This window comes from Corynebacterium sp. TAE3-ERU30 (genome assembly GCF_019209925.1).
In the GTDB taxonomy this organism is placed as follows: domain Bacteria; phylum Actinomycetota; class Actinomycetes; order Mycobacteriales; family Mycobacteriaceae; genus Corynebacterium; species Corynebacterium megadyptis.
In genome coordinates this window covers 235,230-252,502 of the sequence record NZ_JAHUTO010000001.1, presented here as the reverse complement: position 1 = coordinate 252,502, position 17,273 = coordinate 235,230, and the positions used below count along the sequence as shown (strand labels likewise).

The window sequence follows — 17,273 nt, the reverse complement described above, 5'->3', positions numbered from 1 at the left end:
TACACTTAGCGCTATGCCGGAAAACAAACCTGGACGCAACCAAGTCAGTGTCCGCAGCATGTCTGCCAGGCTCGCCCGTAGCCTCACCGGCAACAAGGTCAAGGCTAATCCTGTCCTCGAGCCGCTGATCAGCATTCATCGCGAGATCCACCCGAAGTGCGATATCGCCCTCTTGGAGCGGGCATACTCCACCGCCGAGCGGCTGCACGAGGGCGTGTACCGCAAGTCCGGTGACCCCTATATCACCCATCCCTTGGCGGTAGCCACGATCGCCGCGGAGATCGGCATGGATACCACCACCCTGTTGGCGGCGCTGCTGCATGACACGGTGGAGGACACCGACTACACCTTGGAGGATCTCACCCGGGACTTCGGTGAGGAAGTCGCCCGCATGGTTGATGGGGTGACCAAGCTGGACAAGGTGGCGCTCGGGGCGGCCGCGGAGGCGGAAACGATCCGCAAAATGATCGTGGCCATGAGCAATGATCCGCGGGTGTTGGTGATCAAGGTGGCCGACCGCCTGCACAATATGCGCACCATGCGCTTTTTGCCCCCGGAGAAGCAGGCCAAAAAGGCGCGCGAAACCCTTGAGGTGATTGCGCCGCTGGCGCACCGGCTCGGCATGGCGTCGGTGAAGTGGGAGCTGGAGGATCTCTCCTTCGCCATTTTGTATCCGAAGAAGTATCAAGAGATCGTGCGCTTGGTGGCGGATCGTGCCCCCTCGCGGGATCGCTATATCACCCAGATCATCGACGAGCTCAGTACCACCCTCAAGGACAACAACATCCACGCCGAGGTGATGGGCCGGCCCAAACACTATTGGTCGATCTATCAGAAGATGATCGTGCGGGGCCGCGATTTCGACGAGATCTTCGATCTCATCGGCATCCGCGTGCTCGTCGATGACATCAATAGCTGCTATGCCGCCATCGGTGCGGTGCACTCGCTCTACTCCGCCATGCCCGGGCGCTTCAAGGACTATATTTCCGCGCCCCGCTTCGGGGTGTATCAGTCGCTGCACACCACCGTGATGGGGCCGGGAACCAAGCCGCTCGAGGTGCAGGTGCGCACCCACGAGATGCACTACAACGCCGAGTTCGGTATCGCCGCGCACTGGCGTTATAAGGAGACCAAGGGCTCGCACAAGGGCGATAAAGCCGATCTGGATCAGATGGCGTGGCTGCGCCAGCTGCTGGATTGGCAAAAAGAAGCCGCCGACCCGAATGAGTTTCTCGATTCGCTGCGCTATGACCTCAGCAGCACGCAGATCTTCGTGTTCACCCCCAAGGGCGATGTGGTGAACCTGCCGGTGGATGCCACCCCCGTGGACTTCGCCTATGCGGTACACACCGAGGTGGGGCATCGCTGTATCGGCGCGAAGATCAACGGCAAATTGGTGGCGCTCGAAACCAAGCTGAATTCCGGCGATCGGGTAGAGGTATTTACCTCCAAAGATCAGGCCGCAGGACCCAGCCAAGACTGGGAGAAGTTCGTGGCCTCGCCGCGCGCCAAGGCGAAGATCCGGCAATGGTTTGCCAAGGAACGCCGCGAAGAGCATGTGGAGCTCGGCCGTGATGCCCTCGCCACCGAAGTGCAGCGCGGTGGGTTGCCCCTGCACCGGCTGATCACCTCGCAGTCCATGCGGGCGGTGGCCGAGGAGCTGCACTACCAGGATGTGGAGACGCTCTACGCCGCGATCGGTAATGGTTCGGTCTCGGCGCGGCATGTGATGAATCGCCTCATGGCGACCTTCGGCGATGCCGACGATGCCGAGGACGCCCTCGCCGCGCGCACCCCCTTCCATGAGCTGGTGAATTCGAAGCAGCGAGCGAACCAGGATTCCTCCACCGGCATCCTGGTGGAAGGCAGCCCGGATGTGATGGCGAAGCTGGCCAAGTGCTGTACCCCGGTGCCGGGCGATACCATCTTCGGTTTCGTCACCCGCGGTGGTGGGGTGAGCGTGCACCGCGCCGACTGCACCAATGCCGAGAAGCTCCAGCAGGAGCCGGAGCGGCTGATTCAGGTGTCCTGGGCCTCGGAGTCCTCGGGGACGGTCTTCGCCGCCACGCTGCAAGTCGAGGCCCTTGACCGCAATGGCCTCCTGCTGGAGGTTACCCGGGTGATCGCGGAGCAGAAGGTGACGGTGACCGCGATGAATACCCGCGTTGCCGATGACCGCGTGGCGATGCTGCGTTTTACCTTCCAGGTCTCGGATTCCAAGCAGCTGGGATCCCTGATGCACCATCTGCGCAGTATCGAAGGCGTCTTCGACGTCTACCGCGTCACCTCCGGCGGCTAAAGAGCGATAAACCGCGGAGTCGCTGCCCTCAGCGCAATGCGAAGGCCCACACTCTCCCCGTTGGGGAATGAGAGTGTGGGCCTTTATTGCCTTGTGCCGGCCGCAGCGGCTGCGGCCGGGCGGGTTATGTTCTAGCTCACCGTGGCGGTGGTGATCTTTACTTCCTCCGCGGGAGCGCCATCGCCGGCGCCCTCGGCGGCACCCTTCTCGGCGATGGAATCGAGGGTCTTCAGCCCGGCCTCATCGATGGTGCCGAAGTAGGTGTACATCGGCGGCAGCGGGGAGTCGTCGTAGTTGAGGAAGAACTGCGAGCCATTGGTATCGAGGCCGCTATTGGCCATGGCGATGGTGCCGCGCTCATAGTTCACGGGCTGCTGCTTGGCCTGATCCGAGGCCTCATCGGTGGGGAACTCGTTGGCGAATTGGAAGCCCGGGCCGCCCGATCCTTGGCCGCTCGGATCGCCGCACTGCAGCACGTGAATACCGGAGGTGGTGATGCGGTGGCAGATCGTATCGTTGTAGAAGCCCTCCTGTGCCAAATGCTCCACCGCATTGACGGTGCAGGGAGACACGGAACGATCCAGCTTCATGCCGATGGGGCCTTGGCTGGTCTCGAGGGTGACGGTGACGGTGCCGCGGGCGGGCACATCCTCTTGGTTGGGGCGGGAGACCTCGCGGCTGGCCTCACGGCCGGAATCCTCATAGGAGCAGGTGACGGTCTCTGCAAGGGGGGTGGTGCGCTCGGTGGCCAGGGGAGTGATGTCCTGCTCTGCTGCCTCGGTGGTGCTGGTCTCCTCGGAGGCCTCCACCGCATCATCGCTGTCGTGCGTCGAAGCCCAGTAGATACCGGCGGTAGCGAGACCAATCACCGCCAGCGAGGCCAGTGCCACGCCGAGAGGCTGGGTCTTTTCCTTCCGATCACGGGACTTGATTTCGCGCTCGAGGGCGCGCATCGACTCCTCGCGACGCTTCTTATTGCTCTCCATTAGGGGTGCTCACCTAGCCTCATGTGCTCGTAGATTCCGTGCTAACTGAACACAGTTTAGAGTATCGCGGGCGCAGTGGTGGTACCGCCCGCAACCTATGATGGTGAGAATGAATCTTGCGATGATGGTCACCGGCCCTTTCCAGACCAACTGCTATGTCATCTCTGATGGCGAGCACGCGACCGTGATCGATCCCGGCCTCGGCGCCGCCGCCGCGATCACCCAGCACCTACAGCAGAACAATCTCACCTTGGAGCAGGTGCTGCTGACCCACGGCCACATTGATCACACCCGCGATGCGGCCGCCCTCGCCAATGAGCATGGCTGCGCCGTTTTCATTCACCCCCAGGATGCGGGCATGCTCAAAGATGGTTCCGGGGTGTCTGAGCAGGCACAGCAGCTTTTCGACGCCGCCTCCATGCCCTTTCCGGACACGCTGCACTATCTCGATGACGGCGCTGAGGTCCACATCTCTAAGGAGCGCTTCACGGTGCGTCATGCCCCGGGCCATTCCCCAGGCTCGGTGCTCTTCGTGGGGCGGCAGGTGTGCTTTTCCGGCGATGTGCTTTTCGCCGGCTCGATTGGCCGCACCGATCTGCCGGGCTCGGATCCTGCCGCGATGAAGCGCAGCCTGGCCGATGTCGTCTCTCAGCTCCCGCCCGAGCTGCACGTGCTGCCCGGGCATGGGCCGGAGACCACGATGGCCACGGAGTTGAAGTCCAACCCCTTCCTCGCCTGATATACACTGTCATCCGTGACTGATTCGAAGAAACTCAAGGCATTTTCCGCTCCCAAGGGCGTTCCGGATTATGTTCCGGCGCACTCCGCTGAATTCAAGGCTGTCCAGAACACCTTGGTGGAGCAGGCGCATCGGGCGGGCTATGAGCACATTGAGTTGCCGATCTTCGAAGACACCGGCCTATTTGCCCGCGGGGTGGGCGAGTCCACCGATGTGGTGAGCAAGGAAATGTACACCTTCCCCGACCGCGGTGGGCGCTCAGTGACTCTGCGCCCGGAGGGCACGGCCGGGGTGATGCGCTCGGTGATCGAGCACAACCTCGATCGTGGCCAGCTGCCGGTGAAACTGGCCTATGCCGGCCCCTTCTTCCGCTATGAGCGCCCCCAAGCTGGGCGCTACCGCCAGCTGCAGCAGGTGGGCGTGGAGGCCATCGGTGTCGATGATCCCGCCTTGGATGCCGAGGTGGTGGCGCTCGCCGATCGCTCCTTCCGCGCCCTGGGTTTGCGCGGCTACCGGCTGGAGCTGACCTCTCTGGGCGATGCCAGCTGCCGTGGCACCTATCGGGAGAAGCTGCAAGAGTTCCTCTTCGCCTTGCCGCTGGATGAGGCCACCCGGCAGCGCGCCGAGCTGAACCCGCTGCGCGTTTTGGACGATAAGCGCGAGGAGGTCAAGGAGATGACCGCCGACGCCCCGCTCATGCTGGACTATCTCTCCGCCGAGTGCCGGGAGCACTTCGAGACGGTCACCGGCCTGCTCGAGGACATGGGTATCGATTTCGAGATCAATCCGCGCCTGGTGCGAGGTTTGGACTATTACACCAAGACCTGCTTCGAGTTCGTGCACGATGGTTTGGGCGCACAGTCCGGTATCGGTGGCGGTGGCCGCTATGACGGGCTGATGAAGCAGCTCGGCGGGCAGGATCTCTCCGGTATCGGCTATGGCTTGGGCGTGGATCGCGCCCTGTTGGCCATGCAGGCCGAGGGAGTGAGCCTGACCACCGGTTCCCGGGTGGATGTCTACGGTGTCGGCATGGGCGCAGACGCCAAGCGCCGGCTCGCCGCTGTGATCAATGAGCTGCGCGTGGCCGGTATCTCGGCCGATATGGCCTATGGCGATCGCGGCTTGAAGGGCGCGATGAAGGGTGCGGACCGCGCCGGCGCCCAGTTCGCGCTCGTGATCGGTGATCGGGAGCTGGACAATGACGTGGTGGCGGTGAAGGATCTGAGCCGTCACGAGCAGCAGGAGGTCTCTACCGCCGCGCTGGTGGAGCACCTGCGCACCGCGCTGGCCTAATACGCTCTGAACGCAGATAACGGCGCTGCCGCGATTCCTCGTGCTACACACGGGAACTGCGGCAGCGCCGCTGCGCATGCCAGGCCGGAACGCCACACGGGGCGTGGCTAGCATTCCACGCGGTTGACCTTCAAGCCGATGTTCACGGCGAGCCCACCCATGGAGGTCTCCTTGTACTTGGAGAGCATGTCCTTGCCGGTATCGCTCATGGTCTTGACCGCATCATCCAAAGACACCCAGTGCTGGCCATCGCCGAAGCAGGCGAGACGGGCGGCGTTAATGGACTTCACCGCGCCGATGGCATTGCGTTCGATACAAGGGATCTGGACTAGGCCGCCGATGGGATCGCAGGTGAGCCCGAGGTTGTGTTCGAGGGCGATTTCCGCGGCGTTTTCTACTTGGGCAGCGGAGCCGCCCATGATCTGCGCCAGTCCCGCCGCAGCCATAGCGGAGGCGGAGCCCACCTCTCCTTGGCAGCCCACCTCGGCGCCGGAGATGGAGGCGTTTTCTTTAATGATGAGGCCGATGGCCGCGGCGGCGAGCAAAAACTCGCGGGCGGTGTCACGGGTGAAGTCCACACGGAAGTCGCGGGCGTAGTTCATCACTGCGGGGATAATGCCGGCTGCGCCATTGGTGGGGGCCGTTACTACCCGCCCGCCGGCGGCATTTTCCTCATTTACCGCCAGCGCGTAGAGATTCACCCATTCCATGGCGCGCAGCGCATCGCCCTCATCGTTTTGCTTTTCGGCGCGGATGCGCTCGAGCATGGCTGCGGCGCGACGACGCACCCGCAAGCCCCCGGGCAGCTCGCCGGTGGCGGCGGTGCCGCGTTGGATGCACTCGCTCATGGTGTGCCATACCCGGTCGAGATGGCCGAGTACATAATCGGCGCCGCCGTGCTCGTAGTGCAGTTGGGACTCATTGGCCAGCATGATGGCGGCGACCGACATGTCGTGCAGGCGACAGAGCTCCAGTAGCTCATTGCCAGTGGTGAAGGGATAGGGCAGCTCGCCCTCGCGGCCGGCAGTGGCGGCCCCGGCGGGCAGGGTTGCGATCTCCTCCATCTCCTCCTCCCGCAGAATGAACCCGCCGCCGACAGAGAAATAGCGCTGCGGCGCCCCGAGTGGCTCGCCGTGCGCGTCGAGCTGCTGGAAGGTCATGCCATTGGGGTGCTGCGGCAGAGGAGCGTTATCGAAGACAATCCGGTAGTCGATAGGCCCGTCGAAGGTATCGATGGTGCCGCTCTCCGGAATCGCCGCCCCAGGGGCGGGCTCGATATCGTGGGGGACCGTATCGGGCTCGTAGCCCATCAGTCCAAGCAGCGTGGCGCGGTCGGTGCCATGTCCGAGACCCGTGGCGGCAAGTGAGCCGTGCAGGGTGATCGCCACGGCCCGGGGCTGATGCTGCCGCACATACTGCAGGGCAGCGCGCATCGGTCCGACAGTATGGGATGACGAGGGGCCGATGCCGATGCTAAAAAGATCAACCGCTGAAATAGTCATAGTTGCTAGTCTATTGCGGGCTACATCACATAAACCTCCCCAGAACTACCCTCTGGTCTGGTATGTGAGAACGGCATCTGAGCTGGGAAAACAGCACTATGTGCGGGGGTGGGGATCTGGTATTCCAGACGCGCCACGACGTCAGGCGCCGCGGACTCTACGGGGCAGAGGAGCCTGCCTGGTGCTCCATCATGATCGCCTCCGAGAGCTCCTCGGCGGCGCGCTGCACACGCTCCTCAAACTCGGCCGAATCCGCGCTATCGGTGGAGTGAAATACCGCCGTGGGCAAGACGCTGGCCTTCAAGTGTGTGATCAGCGGGCGCAAGGCATAGTCCACCGCGAGCAGATGGCGGGGGCTGCCGGCGGTCGCCGCCAAAGTCGTCGGGGTGCCCACTACCGCGGTGCGGGGCAGCGAGTCCACAAACATCTTCAATAGCCCCGAGAAACTGGCGGTAAAGATCGGGGTGGCAATAATCAGCCCATCGGCCTGCTCGACCTGGCGATGCGCAGCGCTGAGCGCCTCGCTGAGCTGAAAACCCTCGGTCATATACGAGGCCAGATCGAAGGCCAGGGTGCGCACCTCCAGCTCGGAGCGGGAGATAGTCTCACCCTGCTGCGCCAGCGAGTCCTCGGCGGCAGTGGCGATACGGCGCGCTAAGGAAAGCGTGGAGGATGGCGAGGAGAGCCCAGCAGAAATCACGAGCAGAGATGGCATGGTTTCTTAGGGTAGCCCAGCCGGTGCAGAAGCGGCAGGGGGAGGGGGAGAATACGAAGCGCACACGCCTCTAGGCGCGCCCAGCACAAGCTGCGCGGTGGCTTAAAACTCCTCCAGCGCATCCAGCAGCGGGATCACATCAGCGGCGCCGACGATACGAATCGGCTTCTGCGACTTCTTGCCGTGCTCGGTAACAATCAGCACCCGCGGCAGCTTCGGATGCCGCAGCATCGTCACCGCCGTGGCAGCGTCCACATCGGCGGCGGCAAAGACCGCATGATCGCGCAAGGCGCGGCTATGGGCGAAATCGATCACCTCGCCCACCCGGACGGACTCGAGCGCGCCCACATCCTCGCCCGCGCTGCGGCGAAGCGACCAATCCGCAAACCACTGCGCCACCATGGTGGTGGTCAGCAGCGCCTGATAGGAGCCCTCGTGATAGATCGGGTACTGCGAAATACCCTTCTCATTAATAATGCGAAATACCTCGGAGAGTGAGTCCTCCGGGGTGAAGCTATAGATCTTCTGCTGCCCGATCACCTGCACCACTCGCGGCGGGCTGAGCAATACATCGCGCAGCTTCTCTATAGCGGCCACCGTATCGGCCCGCGGCTCCGCAATGGGCTCGCCATCCCGATAGGAGCCGTGGCTGATCGCATTGCGCAGATCCACAAAGGCCTCAAGCTCCATCAACTGCAGGGAGGTGATGGCCCCGCTATTTTCCATGCGGCGCGCCATCGAGCCAAAGGCTTCATAGCCCTTCGGCTGCAATACCGAGCGAAAGTGCGCCTCGATATCGTTAAATGCCGCAATGAATTGATGGGCGCGGTGTGCCGGTTCATTCGCGGCGTCGCGCTCGGCGGGGCGGGGGTCATTCATGGGGCCATCCTCTTTCCTCGCATCGGGGTGTCACGGCGGCGGGCGGAAACGCTAGTTGGTATAGCCGCCGCGCTCTAAGGTGTCGCAGGTGGACATGCGTCCACTGGTGTAGCCAGTCATAAAGGCCTGCTGGCGCTGCTTGGAGGAACCATGCGTCCAACTATCCGGCTGCACCTCTCGACCGGACTGCTGTTGGATATTGTCATCGCCAATGGCGCGCGCGGTATCCACGGCCTGCTGCACCTGCTCTTCGGTAATCGGCTCCAGATAGGCGTCCTCGCCCTTATCGGCGTAGTGCGCCCAGAGCCCCGCATAGCAATCGGCCTGCAGCTCGATCTTCACCGCATTCGAGTCCGCGCCGGGATCGTTGTAGTTGCTCAAGCCCAGGGTGCCTTCCAGATTCTGGATGTGGTGGCCGTATTCGTGGGCCACCACATACATCTGGGCGAGTGGGCCGGAATCGCCGCCGAGCTGATCCAGCTGGCTAAAAAATGAGGTGTCGAAGTAGGCGGAGTTATCCCGCGGGCAGTAGAAGGGGCCGGTGGCGGATTGGGCGATGCCACAGCCGGATTGGGTGGCGCCCTCAAAAAGCACGGGGGTGGGCTCGGTGTAGTTGATGCCGGCCTGGGCCGGCAGCTGCTCGCGCCACACATCATCGACCGACAAGGCGGTGAACATCACGCGGCAATCGTCGTAGGCGTTGGCGTCCTCGCCGGTACGGCAGTGCTCCAGCGTGCCGGACTCGCCCTGGACTTGTTGCTCGGGCGCGGTGAGCTGGCCGAGGCTGCCAATATCGCCGCCCATGAATAGATACAGCCCCACGAGCAGCAGGGTGCCAATGCCGCCGCCACCTAGCGCTACCGCTCGGCCACCGCCGCCGGTGCGGGCGCGGCTGCCCTCGCTCGTAACGTCTTTACGAAAAGTCATGCGTTTATATTCTCACATTCTTTGCGCTTATCGACGCCTTCTCGCTGCAGTCGCGAGGCGCTAGCGCTGTGCGGGGGCGAGGATGGCGTCGATAAGCGTGCACAGGGGCCGGTGTCGAATATGTCCACTCTGGCGGGTAAACTCAGCACGGATCTACATATTTATGTAAAGGAAAGGGACAGCCTTCAGTGTTGCGTACTCATTATGCAGGGGATTTAAGGAAAGAAACCGCGGGTAGCACCGTGACGCTGACCGGATGGGTCGCGCGTCGCCGTGACCACGGTGGTGTGATCTTTATTGATCTTCGCGATAGCTCCGGCGTGGCGCAGGTTGTGTTCCGCGAGTCCGAGGTGGCGGAGCAGGCGCACAAGCTGCGCAGCGAGTTCTGCGTGCAGGTCACCGGCGTGGTCGAGCCGCGTCCGGAAGGAAGCGAGAACCCGAACCTCGCCTCCGGCGATGTGGAGGTCAACGTCTCCGAGCTGGAGATCCTCAATGAGGCCTCGGCGCTGCCTTTCCAGATCGAGGACGCATCCTCCTCCGGTGAGGTGGGCGAGGAAACCCGCCTGAAGTACCGCTATCTGGATCTGCGTCGCTCCAGCCAGGCCGCCGCTATGAAGCTGCGCTCGAATGTCAATCGTGCGGCGCGCTCGGTGCTCGATAGCCACGGCTTCCTCGAGATCGAGACCCCCACCTTGACCCGTTCCACCCCGGAGGGCGCCCGCGACTTCCTCGTTCCGGCGCGCCTCAAGCCGGGCTCTTGGTACGCCCTGCCGCAGTCGCCGCAGCTATTCAAGCAGCTGCTCATGGTGGCCGGCATGGAGCGCTACTACCAGATCGCGCGCTGCTACCGCGATGAGGACTTCCGCGCCGATCGCCAGCCGGAGTTCACCCAGCTGGACGTGGAGATGAGCTTCGTGGACCAGGAAGACGTGATCGCCCTGGCCGAGGACATCCTGGTGGCGCTGTGGAAGGAGATCGGCTACGAGATCTCCACCCCGATCCCGCGTATGACCTACAAGGAGGCGATGGAGAAGTACGGCTCCGATAAGCCGGATCTGCGCTTCGACATCCCGCTGGTGGAATGCACCGAGTTCTTCAAGGACACCACCTTCCGCGTCTTCCAGAATGACTACGTGGGTGCCGTGGTGATGGACGGTGGCGCCTCCCAGCCGCGTCGTCAGCTGGACGCCTGGCAGGAGTGGGCGAAGCAGCGCGGCGCGAAGGGCTTGGCCTATATTCTCGTGGGCGAGGACGGCGAGCTGGCCGGCCCGGTGGCCAAGAACATCACCGACGCCGAGCGTGCCGGCATTGCCGAGCACGTGGGCGCCAAGCCCGGCGACTGCATCTTCTTCGCCGCCGGCGATGCCAAGTCCTCCCGTGCTCTGCTGGGCGCGGCCCGTGGCGCGATCGCCGAGAAGCTCGGCCTGATCAAGGAGGGCGACTGGGCCTTCACCTGGGTTGTCGATGCACCTCTGTTCGAGCCCTCCGCCGACGCCACCGCTTCCGGCGATGTGGCTCTGGGACACTCCCAGTGGACCGCCGTGCACCACGCCTTTACCTCCCCGAAGCCCGAGTGGATCGATAGCTTCGATGAGAACCCGGGTGAGGCCACCGCCTACGCCTATGACATTGTCTGCAATGGCAATGAGATCGGTGGCGGCTCCATCCGTATCCACCGCCGCGATGTGCAAGAGCGCGTGTTCAAGGTGATGGGCATTAGCGATGAAGAAGCTCAGGAGAAGTTCGGCTTCCTGCTCGACGCCTTCGCCTTTGGCGCCCCGCCGCACGGCGGTATCGCCTTCGGCTGGGACCGTATCGTCTCCCTGCTGGGCGGCTTCGACTCCATTCGCGATGTCATCGCCTTCCCGAAGTCGGGTGGCGGAGTGGATCCGCTCACCGCGGCCCCGGCGCCGATCACCAAGCAGCAGCGTAAGGAATCGGGTATCGACGCCAAGCCGAAGGAGAAGGACGCGCAGTCCTAATCCGCACGCATCGCGGCCGCCACCCGCAGTGGTGGCGGTAGCGCGCTCAGCGAGGGTGGCAGTCTCGTGCACAGTGTGCGGCGGGCGAAGCGCCCTCGCTTTCGCATGCGCGCACCCAGATGGCGGGCATCCTCCCGCCGTCTGGCGCGATGCTGAACCGCGGGGCTGCGGATGTGATGTCGCTGTGAATATCACCCAGGCCCTACCGGTAGGAGCGGCCACTCAGGCACAATGGTGCTCATGACTGTAAGGAATTGAGTGCGTGCGTACTGCCGTGCATAGCCCCGTAGGGGAGCGGTGCTCATGCGCGGGTGTCTTAACCGAACATTACTTTTAGCTCATAACCCCACCGAGGAGAGATCACGCCCATGTCGGCGACAATCACACCCACCGCGGCCGTCGAAGAGATCCACGAGCATGTGGTTGCTCGTGCAGAAAAGCTCTTGTGCAAGCGGTACGGTGGTTCCCTCAGGCTGGTCGGCGCAGAGATTCTCGAGGGATCGGGCAATTCCACCGTGCTGCGGTTGAAGCTCACCCCCTCGCCCTATCTGCAAGAGCGCACGGTGGTGGTCAAACACTCGCCGTCCTCGGACGATCCTCTTGATCCCACGCGCTTCCTGCGGGAAGTGGTGGCCTATCAATTCACCACCTCGCTGCCGAATGATGTCCGGCCAGGGCCGGTGCTCTTGGCCTATGACATGGAAGAACGCCTATTGGTGATCTCCGACTGCGGCGATGTGGACACTTTCGCCGATCTCATGGATCGGGCCGATACCGAGCAGCGCCGCTCCCTGTTGCGCCGCCTCGGCCGCGCCCTTGGTTTGCTGCACTCGGCCTCTGCCGATCACGAACAAGACTTTGACATCCTCTTTCGCCGCATGGTGTCCAAGCATGGGGCGCAGGCCTCCCACGCCGGCTACCGGGACCAGGCACTGGAAACCGGGGTGCTGTCTGGCCTGGAGTTCCTGGAGAAGCACGGGGTGGTCGTTGATGACACCGTGCGACGTTTCGCCCACGAGGCGCAGCGCCGCCTGGTCTCCGGTCAGCACCGCGCGTTCACTCCCTTCGATCTGTCTCCGGATAACATCGTCTACTCGGAGCGCCCGGAATTCTTGGACTATGAGTGGGCGGGCTTCCGCGATGCCACCTTCGATGTGGCCTGCGTGGTCGCCGGCTTCCCCCAGTTCGTGTTCTCTCACCGGCTCAGCGACCAGGAAGCGGATCTCTTCGTCGAGGCCTGGCGCCAAGAGGTGAGCGCCATGTGGCCGAATGTGAATAACCCGGATCGTTTGCGCGCCCGCATTGTGACCGCGCTCGTGGGCTGGGCAGTGCTGTCGATCTGGCACCTCAATTTCGGCCCGCTCAACATTCTCGATCAGATGAGCCCAGCCGAGGACTCCGTCGACGAGGCCGCGCAGAACACTAACTTGGGCTGGTCCGCGCAGCAAATGCTCGACTCCTTCGATGACACCGCCGAGTTGGAGCGGCTGGCGAAGATCGATATCTACGAAACCTTCGATGCACTGATCCGCTTTGCCCAGCGTTCAGACGATCCCCGTTTCCCCGCCGTGGTGGATTTTGCCCAGCACGTCATTGATCGATTCGTCGGTGCCGAGTTGGCCGAGACGCTGCGCGAGAACACGCACTAGGAGTAGGTAGAGCACACATGCCCCAACAAGGCCTGTTTGAACCGGCCGGTGCGGACGTGGCCGGCACGGGCGGTACCGCAGGGATGTCGGCAGGATCCTCCGCCGCGGACTATTTCCACCCCGGTGCCGCCGCCCCCTTGGCAGCGCGGATGCGCCCGCGCAGCCTCGACGAGGTGGTGGGACAAGATCACCTTCTTGGCCCAGGCAAGCCGCTGCGGCGGCTGGTGGAGGGCTCCGGCGACGCCTCGGTGATTCTCTATGGCCCGCCGGGGACAGGAAAGACCACGATCGCATCGCTGGTGAGTGCGGCCACCGGTCGCCACTTCGTGGCGCTCTCGGCGCTCAATAGCGGGGTGAAGGAGGTGCGCGCGGTCATCGATGAGGCGCGCCGCCGCCTCATCCAGGGCCAGCAAACCGTGCTCTTTATTGATGAGGTGCACCGTTTTTCGAAAACTCAGCAAGACGCGCTGCTGGCCGCAGTGGAAAACCGCACCGTATTGCTCGTAGCCGCCACCACGGAGAACCCGAGTTTCTCGGTGGTCTCGCCGCTGCTTTCACGCTCGCTGTTGCTCCAGCTCAACCCGCTGGAGGATGACTCCATTAAGCAGCTGATCACTCGCGCCCTCGAGGATGAACGCGGCATCGGTGGCCGCATTAGCGCCGATGATGAAGCCTTAGAGCAGCTGGTGCTGCTCGCCGGCGGCGATGGCCGCCGCAGCCTCACCTATCTCGAGGCCTGCGCGGAGGCCGTCGAGGATGGCGGCACGCTTACTCTGGAGACCATCGCGGACAACGTCAATCGCGCGATCGTGCGCTATGACCGCGACGGGGACCAGCACTATGACGTCACCAGTGCCTTCATCAAGTCCATTCGCGGCTCGGATGTGGATGCGGCCCTGCACTATCTGGCGCGGATGATCGATGCGGGGGAGGATCCTCGCTTTATTGCCCGCCGGCTGGTGATCGCCGCCAGCGAGGATATCGGCATGGCCGATCCCACCGCGCTGAGCACCGCCACCGCTGCTGCCCAGGCTGTGCAGTTGATCGGCTTGCCCGAGGGACGTATCGTGCTCGCCCAAGCGGTGGTGCATTTGGCCACGGCACCGAAGTCCAATGCGGTGTACCGGGCCATCGACCGGGCGCTGGAGGATGTGCGCCAAGGCAAGAACTATCCGGTGCCGCAGCACCTGCGCGATGGGCACTATGAAGGCGCAAAGAAGCTGGGTAATGCGGTGGGGTATAGCTATCCGCATGATGATCCGCGCGGGGTGGTGGCGCAGCGTTATATCCCCGAAGCGCTGGAGGATGCCGTCTACTATGAGCCGAGCACGCACGGCGCGGAAAAACGTCTGTATGATTTTATCGGCCGCCTGCGCAGGATCGTGCGCGGCTAAAGAGTAAACTACCCAGAGATTGACACTCATACCACGGTGAAGCGAGGAATTTTTCGTGCAGACTCATGAGATCCGAGAGCGTTTTACGCAGCACTTCGTGAAGGCAGGCCACGAGGCCGTGCCGAGCGCCTCGCTGATTCTTGACGATCCCACCCTGCTGTTCGTGAACGCCGGCATGGTTCCCTTCAAGCCCTACTTCTTAGGCCAGCAGAATCCGCCTTTCCCCAATGGCACGGCCACCTCCATCCAGAAGTGTGTGCGCACCCTCGACATCGAGGAGGTGGGCATTACCACCCGCCACAACACCTTCTTCCAGATGGCCGGCAACTTCTCCTTTGGCCAGTACTTCAAGGAAGGCGCGATCACCCATGCCTGGGAGCTGCTCACCGGAGATGTAGCCGAGGGCGGCTATGGTCTCGACCCAGAGCGCCTCTGGGTCACGGTGTACCTCGACGATGACGAGGCCGCCGATATCTGGCATAAGAAGATCGGTGTGCCCACCGAGCGCATCCAGCGCCTAGGCATGGCAGATAACTACTGGTCCATGGGCATCCCCGGCCCCTGCGGCCCCTGCTCCGAGATCTACTATGATCGCGGCCCTGAGTATGGCCAGGAGGGCGGCCCGGTGGCGGATGATAACCGCTACATGGAGATCTGGAACCTCGTGTTCATGGAGAATGAGCGCGGCGAGGGCACCGGCAAGGACTCCTTCGAGGTCCTCGGCCCGCTGCCGAAGAAGAACATTGATACTGGCCTCGGTATCGAGCGCGTCGCCTGCATCATGCAGGGCGTAGACAATGTCTACGAGACGGATCTGCTGCGCCCGGTCATCGACGTGGCCGAGACCCTCACCGGCTCCACCTATGGCAAGAACCACCAGAACGATATTCGTTTCCGGGTGATTGCCGATCACTCCCGCACCGGCATGATGCTCATCCTCGATGGTGTCACCCCGGGAAATGAGGGCCGTGGCTATATTCTGCGCCGGCTGCTGCGCCGCATCATCCGCTCCGCCAAGCTGCTCGGAGCCACCGGCGAGACCATGGAACAGCTGATGAACACCATCATGGACACCATGGAGCTGTCCTATCCGGAGATCGCGGATGCCCGCGCCCGCATTCTGCAGGTGGCCACTAATGAGGAAAAGGCCTTCCTGCGCACGCTCGAATCGGGCACGCACCTCTTTGATAATGCCGCCGCCGAGGCCCGATCCGCTGGGGTGACCAGCCTCTCCGGCGATAAGGTCTTCGCCCTGCACGACACGTATGGCTTCCCGATCGATCTCACCCTCGAGATGGCCGCCGAGGCGGGCCTCGACGTAGATCGCGCGGGCTTCGATCAGCTCATGGCCGAGCAACGCGCCCGCGCTAAGGCCGATAGCGTGGCCAAGAAGCACGGCCATGCCGATATGTCCGTCTACCGCGAGTTCGTGGACGATCACCCCACCGAGTTCGTCGGCTATGACAACCTCGAGTCCGAATCCCGCGTGCTCGGCCTGATCCGCCAGGGGCAGCGTCTCGACGCCGCCTCCCCGGGCGAGGAGGTCGAGGTGATCCTCGACGTCTCGCCGATGTATGCCGAGGCGGGCGGCCAGCTGGGTGATCGCGGCCGGATCACCGCCGGTTCCGCCGATCTAGAAGTCAGCGATGTGCAGAAGATCGGCAAGAAGCTGTGGGTACACAAGGCCCGCGTGGTCGGCGGTGAATTGGGCGTAGGCGCGCAGGTGCACGCCGCCGTCGATCCGGCATGGCGGCACGCCGCCCGCCAGGCGCACTCCGCCACCCACCTCATTCACGCCGCGCTGCGGGAGGTGCTCGGCCCCACAGCCGTCCAGGCTGGCTCGATGAATAAGCCGGGCTATCTGCGCTTCGACTTCAACTACACCCAGGCCTTGAGCCCGGAGCAGATGCAGCAGATCGAGTACATCACCAATCAGGCTGTGGATACCGACCACCAGGTCAATACCATCGAAACCACCCTGGATGAGGCCAAGGCCATGGGCGCGATGGCGCTCTTCGGCGAGAACTATGGCCGCAATGTGCGCGTGGTGGAGATCGGTGGCCCCTTCTCCATGGAGCTCTGCGGCGGCACCCACGTGCAGCACTCCTCGCAGATCGGCCCCGTGGCCGTGCTGGGTGAGTCCTCGGTGGGCTCCGGAGTGCGCCGCATTGAGGCCTATTCCGGTCTGGATTCTTTCTCCTACCTCTCCCGCGAACGTGCCCTCGCCGCCGGCCTGGCGAGCTCCTTGAAGGCCCCCAGCGAGGAGCTGCCGGAGCGCATCTCCCAGCTGACCGAGAAGCTCAAGTCGGCCGAGAAGCAGATCGCCCAGCTGCACAAGCAGCAGCTGGCCGCCCAGACCGGCGAGATCCTCGCCTCGGCCCGCCAGGTAGGCGGCTATGAGCTGATCACCGCAACCCCGGCCGAGAACCTCTCCGGCGGAGACCTGCGCGAGATGGCCTCTGATCTGAAGAACCGCCTCGGCGAGCGCGCCGGCGTGGTGGTGCTGGCCAGCGATAATGGCGGCAAGGTGCCCTTCATCGTTGCTGCCACCGCGCAGGCGGTGTCCCACGGCATCAAGGCCGGCGAGTTGGTCAAGACCTTCGGCAGCCACATTGGTGGCCGCGGCGGCGGCAAGCCGGATATGGCCCAGGGCTCTGGCTCTGACGCCTCCGGCATCGCTGCCGGTTTCGCTGCAGTAGCCGCAGCGCTCGAGGGCTAGACGCCCGCAACGCGTGCACCCATCCCGAGGTAGAAGGGATGGGTGTTTCGTTTTTCTTGGGAAATATTCCGCGCTGAATCGATACGGCTCGCCGCTCCTCACAGGCCTATTAGTCAAGGTGTGAAACTTGAATGAATAGGGGTGGTGTGGGGGAGGTGGGCGTCGAAAAGCCATATTACTGGGCAACAC

Annotated in this window: 12 protein-coding genes; 7 read left to right on the top strand and 5 right to left on the bottom strand. The window is 63.4% G+C overall.

The window, feature by feature from the left end; genetic code table 11:
• Window positions 1-13 precede the first annotated feature (13 nt).
• Complete coding sequence (locus KR227_RS01085; RefSeq protein WP_218363354.1) at window positions 14-2,299, top strand: bifunctional (p)ppGpp synthetase/guanosine-3',5'-bis(diphosphate) 3'-pyrophosphohydrolase; 2,286 nt, start codon at window positions 14-16, stop codon at window positions 2,297-2,299.
• 131 nt (window positions 2,300-2,430) lie between these two features.
• Here KR227_RS01085 and KR227_RS01080 read toward each other — a convergent pair whose 3' ends face one another.
• The gene (locus tag KR227_RS01080; protein ID WP_218363353.1) at window positions 2,431-3,285 is read right to left on the bottom strand and encodes a peptidylprolyl isomerase; all 855 of its coding nucleotides are present in this window, start codon (window positions 3,283-3,285) and stop codon (window positions 2,431-2,433) included.
• 100 nt (window positions 3,286-3,385) lie between these two features.
• Here KR227_RS01080 and KR227_RS01075 point away from each other — a divergent pair, with 100 nt between their 5' ends.
• Window positions 3,386-4,024 (top strand): MBL fold metallo-hydrolase, encoded by a 639-nt coding sequence (locus KR227_RS01075; RefSeq protein WP_370625147.1) that lies wholly within the window; start codon window positions 3,386-3,388, stop codon window positions 4,022-4,024.
• A gap of 6 nt (window positions 4,025-4,030) precedes the next feature.
• Window positions 4,031-5,317 (top strand): histidine--tRNA ligase, encoded by a 1,287-nt coding sequence (gene hisS / locus KR227_RS01070; protein ID WP_255549048.1) that lies wholly within the window; start codon window positions 4,031-4,033, stop codon window positions 5,315-5,317.
• A 107-nt stretch (window positions 5,318-5,424) separates the two neighbouring features.
• Here the strand turns inward: hisS and KR227_RS01065 are convergent, their stop codons facing one another.
• The 4 genes from KR227_RS01065 to KR227_RS01050 all read right to left on the bottom strand — a co-directional run bounded on the left by KR227_RS01065 (window position 5,425) and on the right by KR227_RS01050 (window position 9,340).
• A complete protein-coding gene (locus tag KR227_RS01065; protein WP_218363350.1) occupies window positions 5,425-6,819 on the bottom strand; it encodes an L-serine ammonia-lyase in 1,395 nt (464 codons plus the stop codon).
• A 157-nt stretch (window positions 6,820-6,976) separates the two neighbouring features.
• Window positions 6,977-7,534, bottom strand: coding sequence for a CE1759 family FMN reductase (locus KR227_RS01060; protein WP_218363349.1), 558 nt, complete (start codon window positions 7,532-7,534; stop codon window positions 6,977-6,979).
• Between the two features lie 102 nt (window positions 7,535-7,636).
• Window positions 7,637-8,413, bottom strand: a complete 777-nt coding sequence (locus KR227_RS01055) for a CBS domain-containing protein (RefSeq protein ID WP_218363348.1) — start codon at window positions 8,411-8,413, stop codon at window positions 7,637-7,639.
• Window positions 8,414-8,464: 51 nt separating this feature from the next.
• The gene (locus tag KR227_RS01050; protein ID WP_218363347.1) at window positions 8,465-9,340 is read right to left on the bottom strand and encodes a neutral zinc metallopeptidase; all 876 of its coding nucleotides are present in this window, start codon (window positions 9,338-9,340) and stop codon (window positions 8,465-8,467) included.
• Between the two features lie 188 nt (window positions 9,341-9,528).
• Here KR227_RS01050 and aspS point away from each other — a divergent pair, with 188 nt between their 5' ends.
• The 4 genes from aspS (at window position 9,529) to alaS (ending at window position 17,084) form a co-directional block, all read left to right on the top strand.
• On the top strand, window positions 9,529-11,322 hold the full coding sequence (gene aspS / locus KR227_RS01045) for an aspartate--tRNA ligase (RefSeq protein WP_218363346.1): 1,794 nt from the start codon (window positions 9,529-9,531) through the stop codon (window positions 11,320-11,322).
• Between the two features lie 368 nt (window positions 11,323-11,690).
• The gene (locus KR227_RS01040) at window positions 11,691-12,971 is read left to right on the top strand and encodes a phosphotransferase family protein (protein WP_218363345.1); all 1,281 of its coding nucleotides are present in this window, start codon (window positions 11,691-11,693) and stop codon (window positions 12,969-12,971) included.
• Between the two features lie 17 nt (window positions 12,972-12,988).
• Complete coding sequence (locus tag KR227_RS01035; protein ID WP_218363344.1) at window positions 12,989-14,365, top strand: replication-associated recombination protein A; 1,377 nt, start codon at window positions 12,989-12,991, stop codon at window positions 14,363-14,365.
• Between the two features lie 55 nt (window positions 14,366-14,420).
• Complete coding sequence (alaS, locus tag KR227_RS01030) at window positions 14,421-17,084, top strand: alanine--tRNA ligase (protein ID WP_218363343.1); 2,664 nt, start codon at window positions 14,421-14,423, stop codon at window positions 17,082-17,084.
• Window positions 17,085-17,273 lie beyond the last annotated feature (189 nt).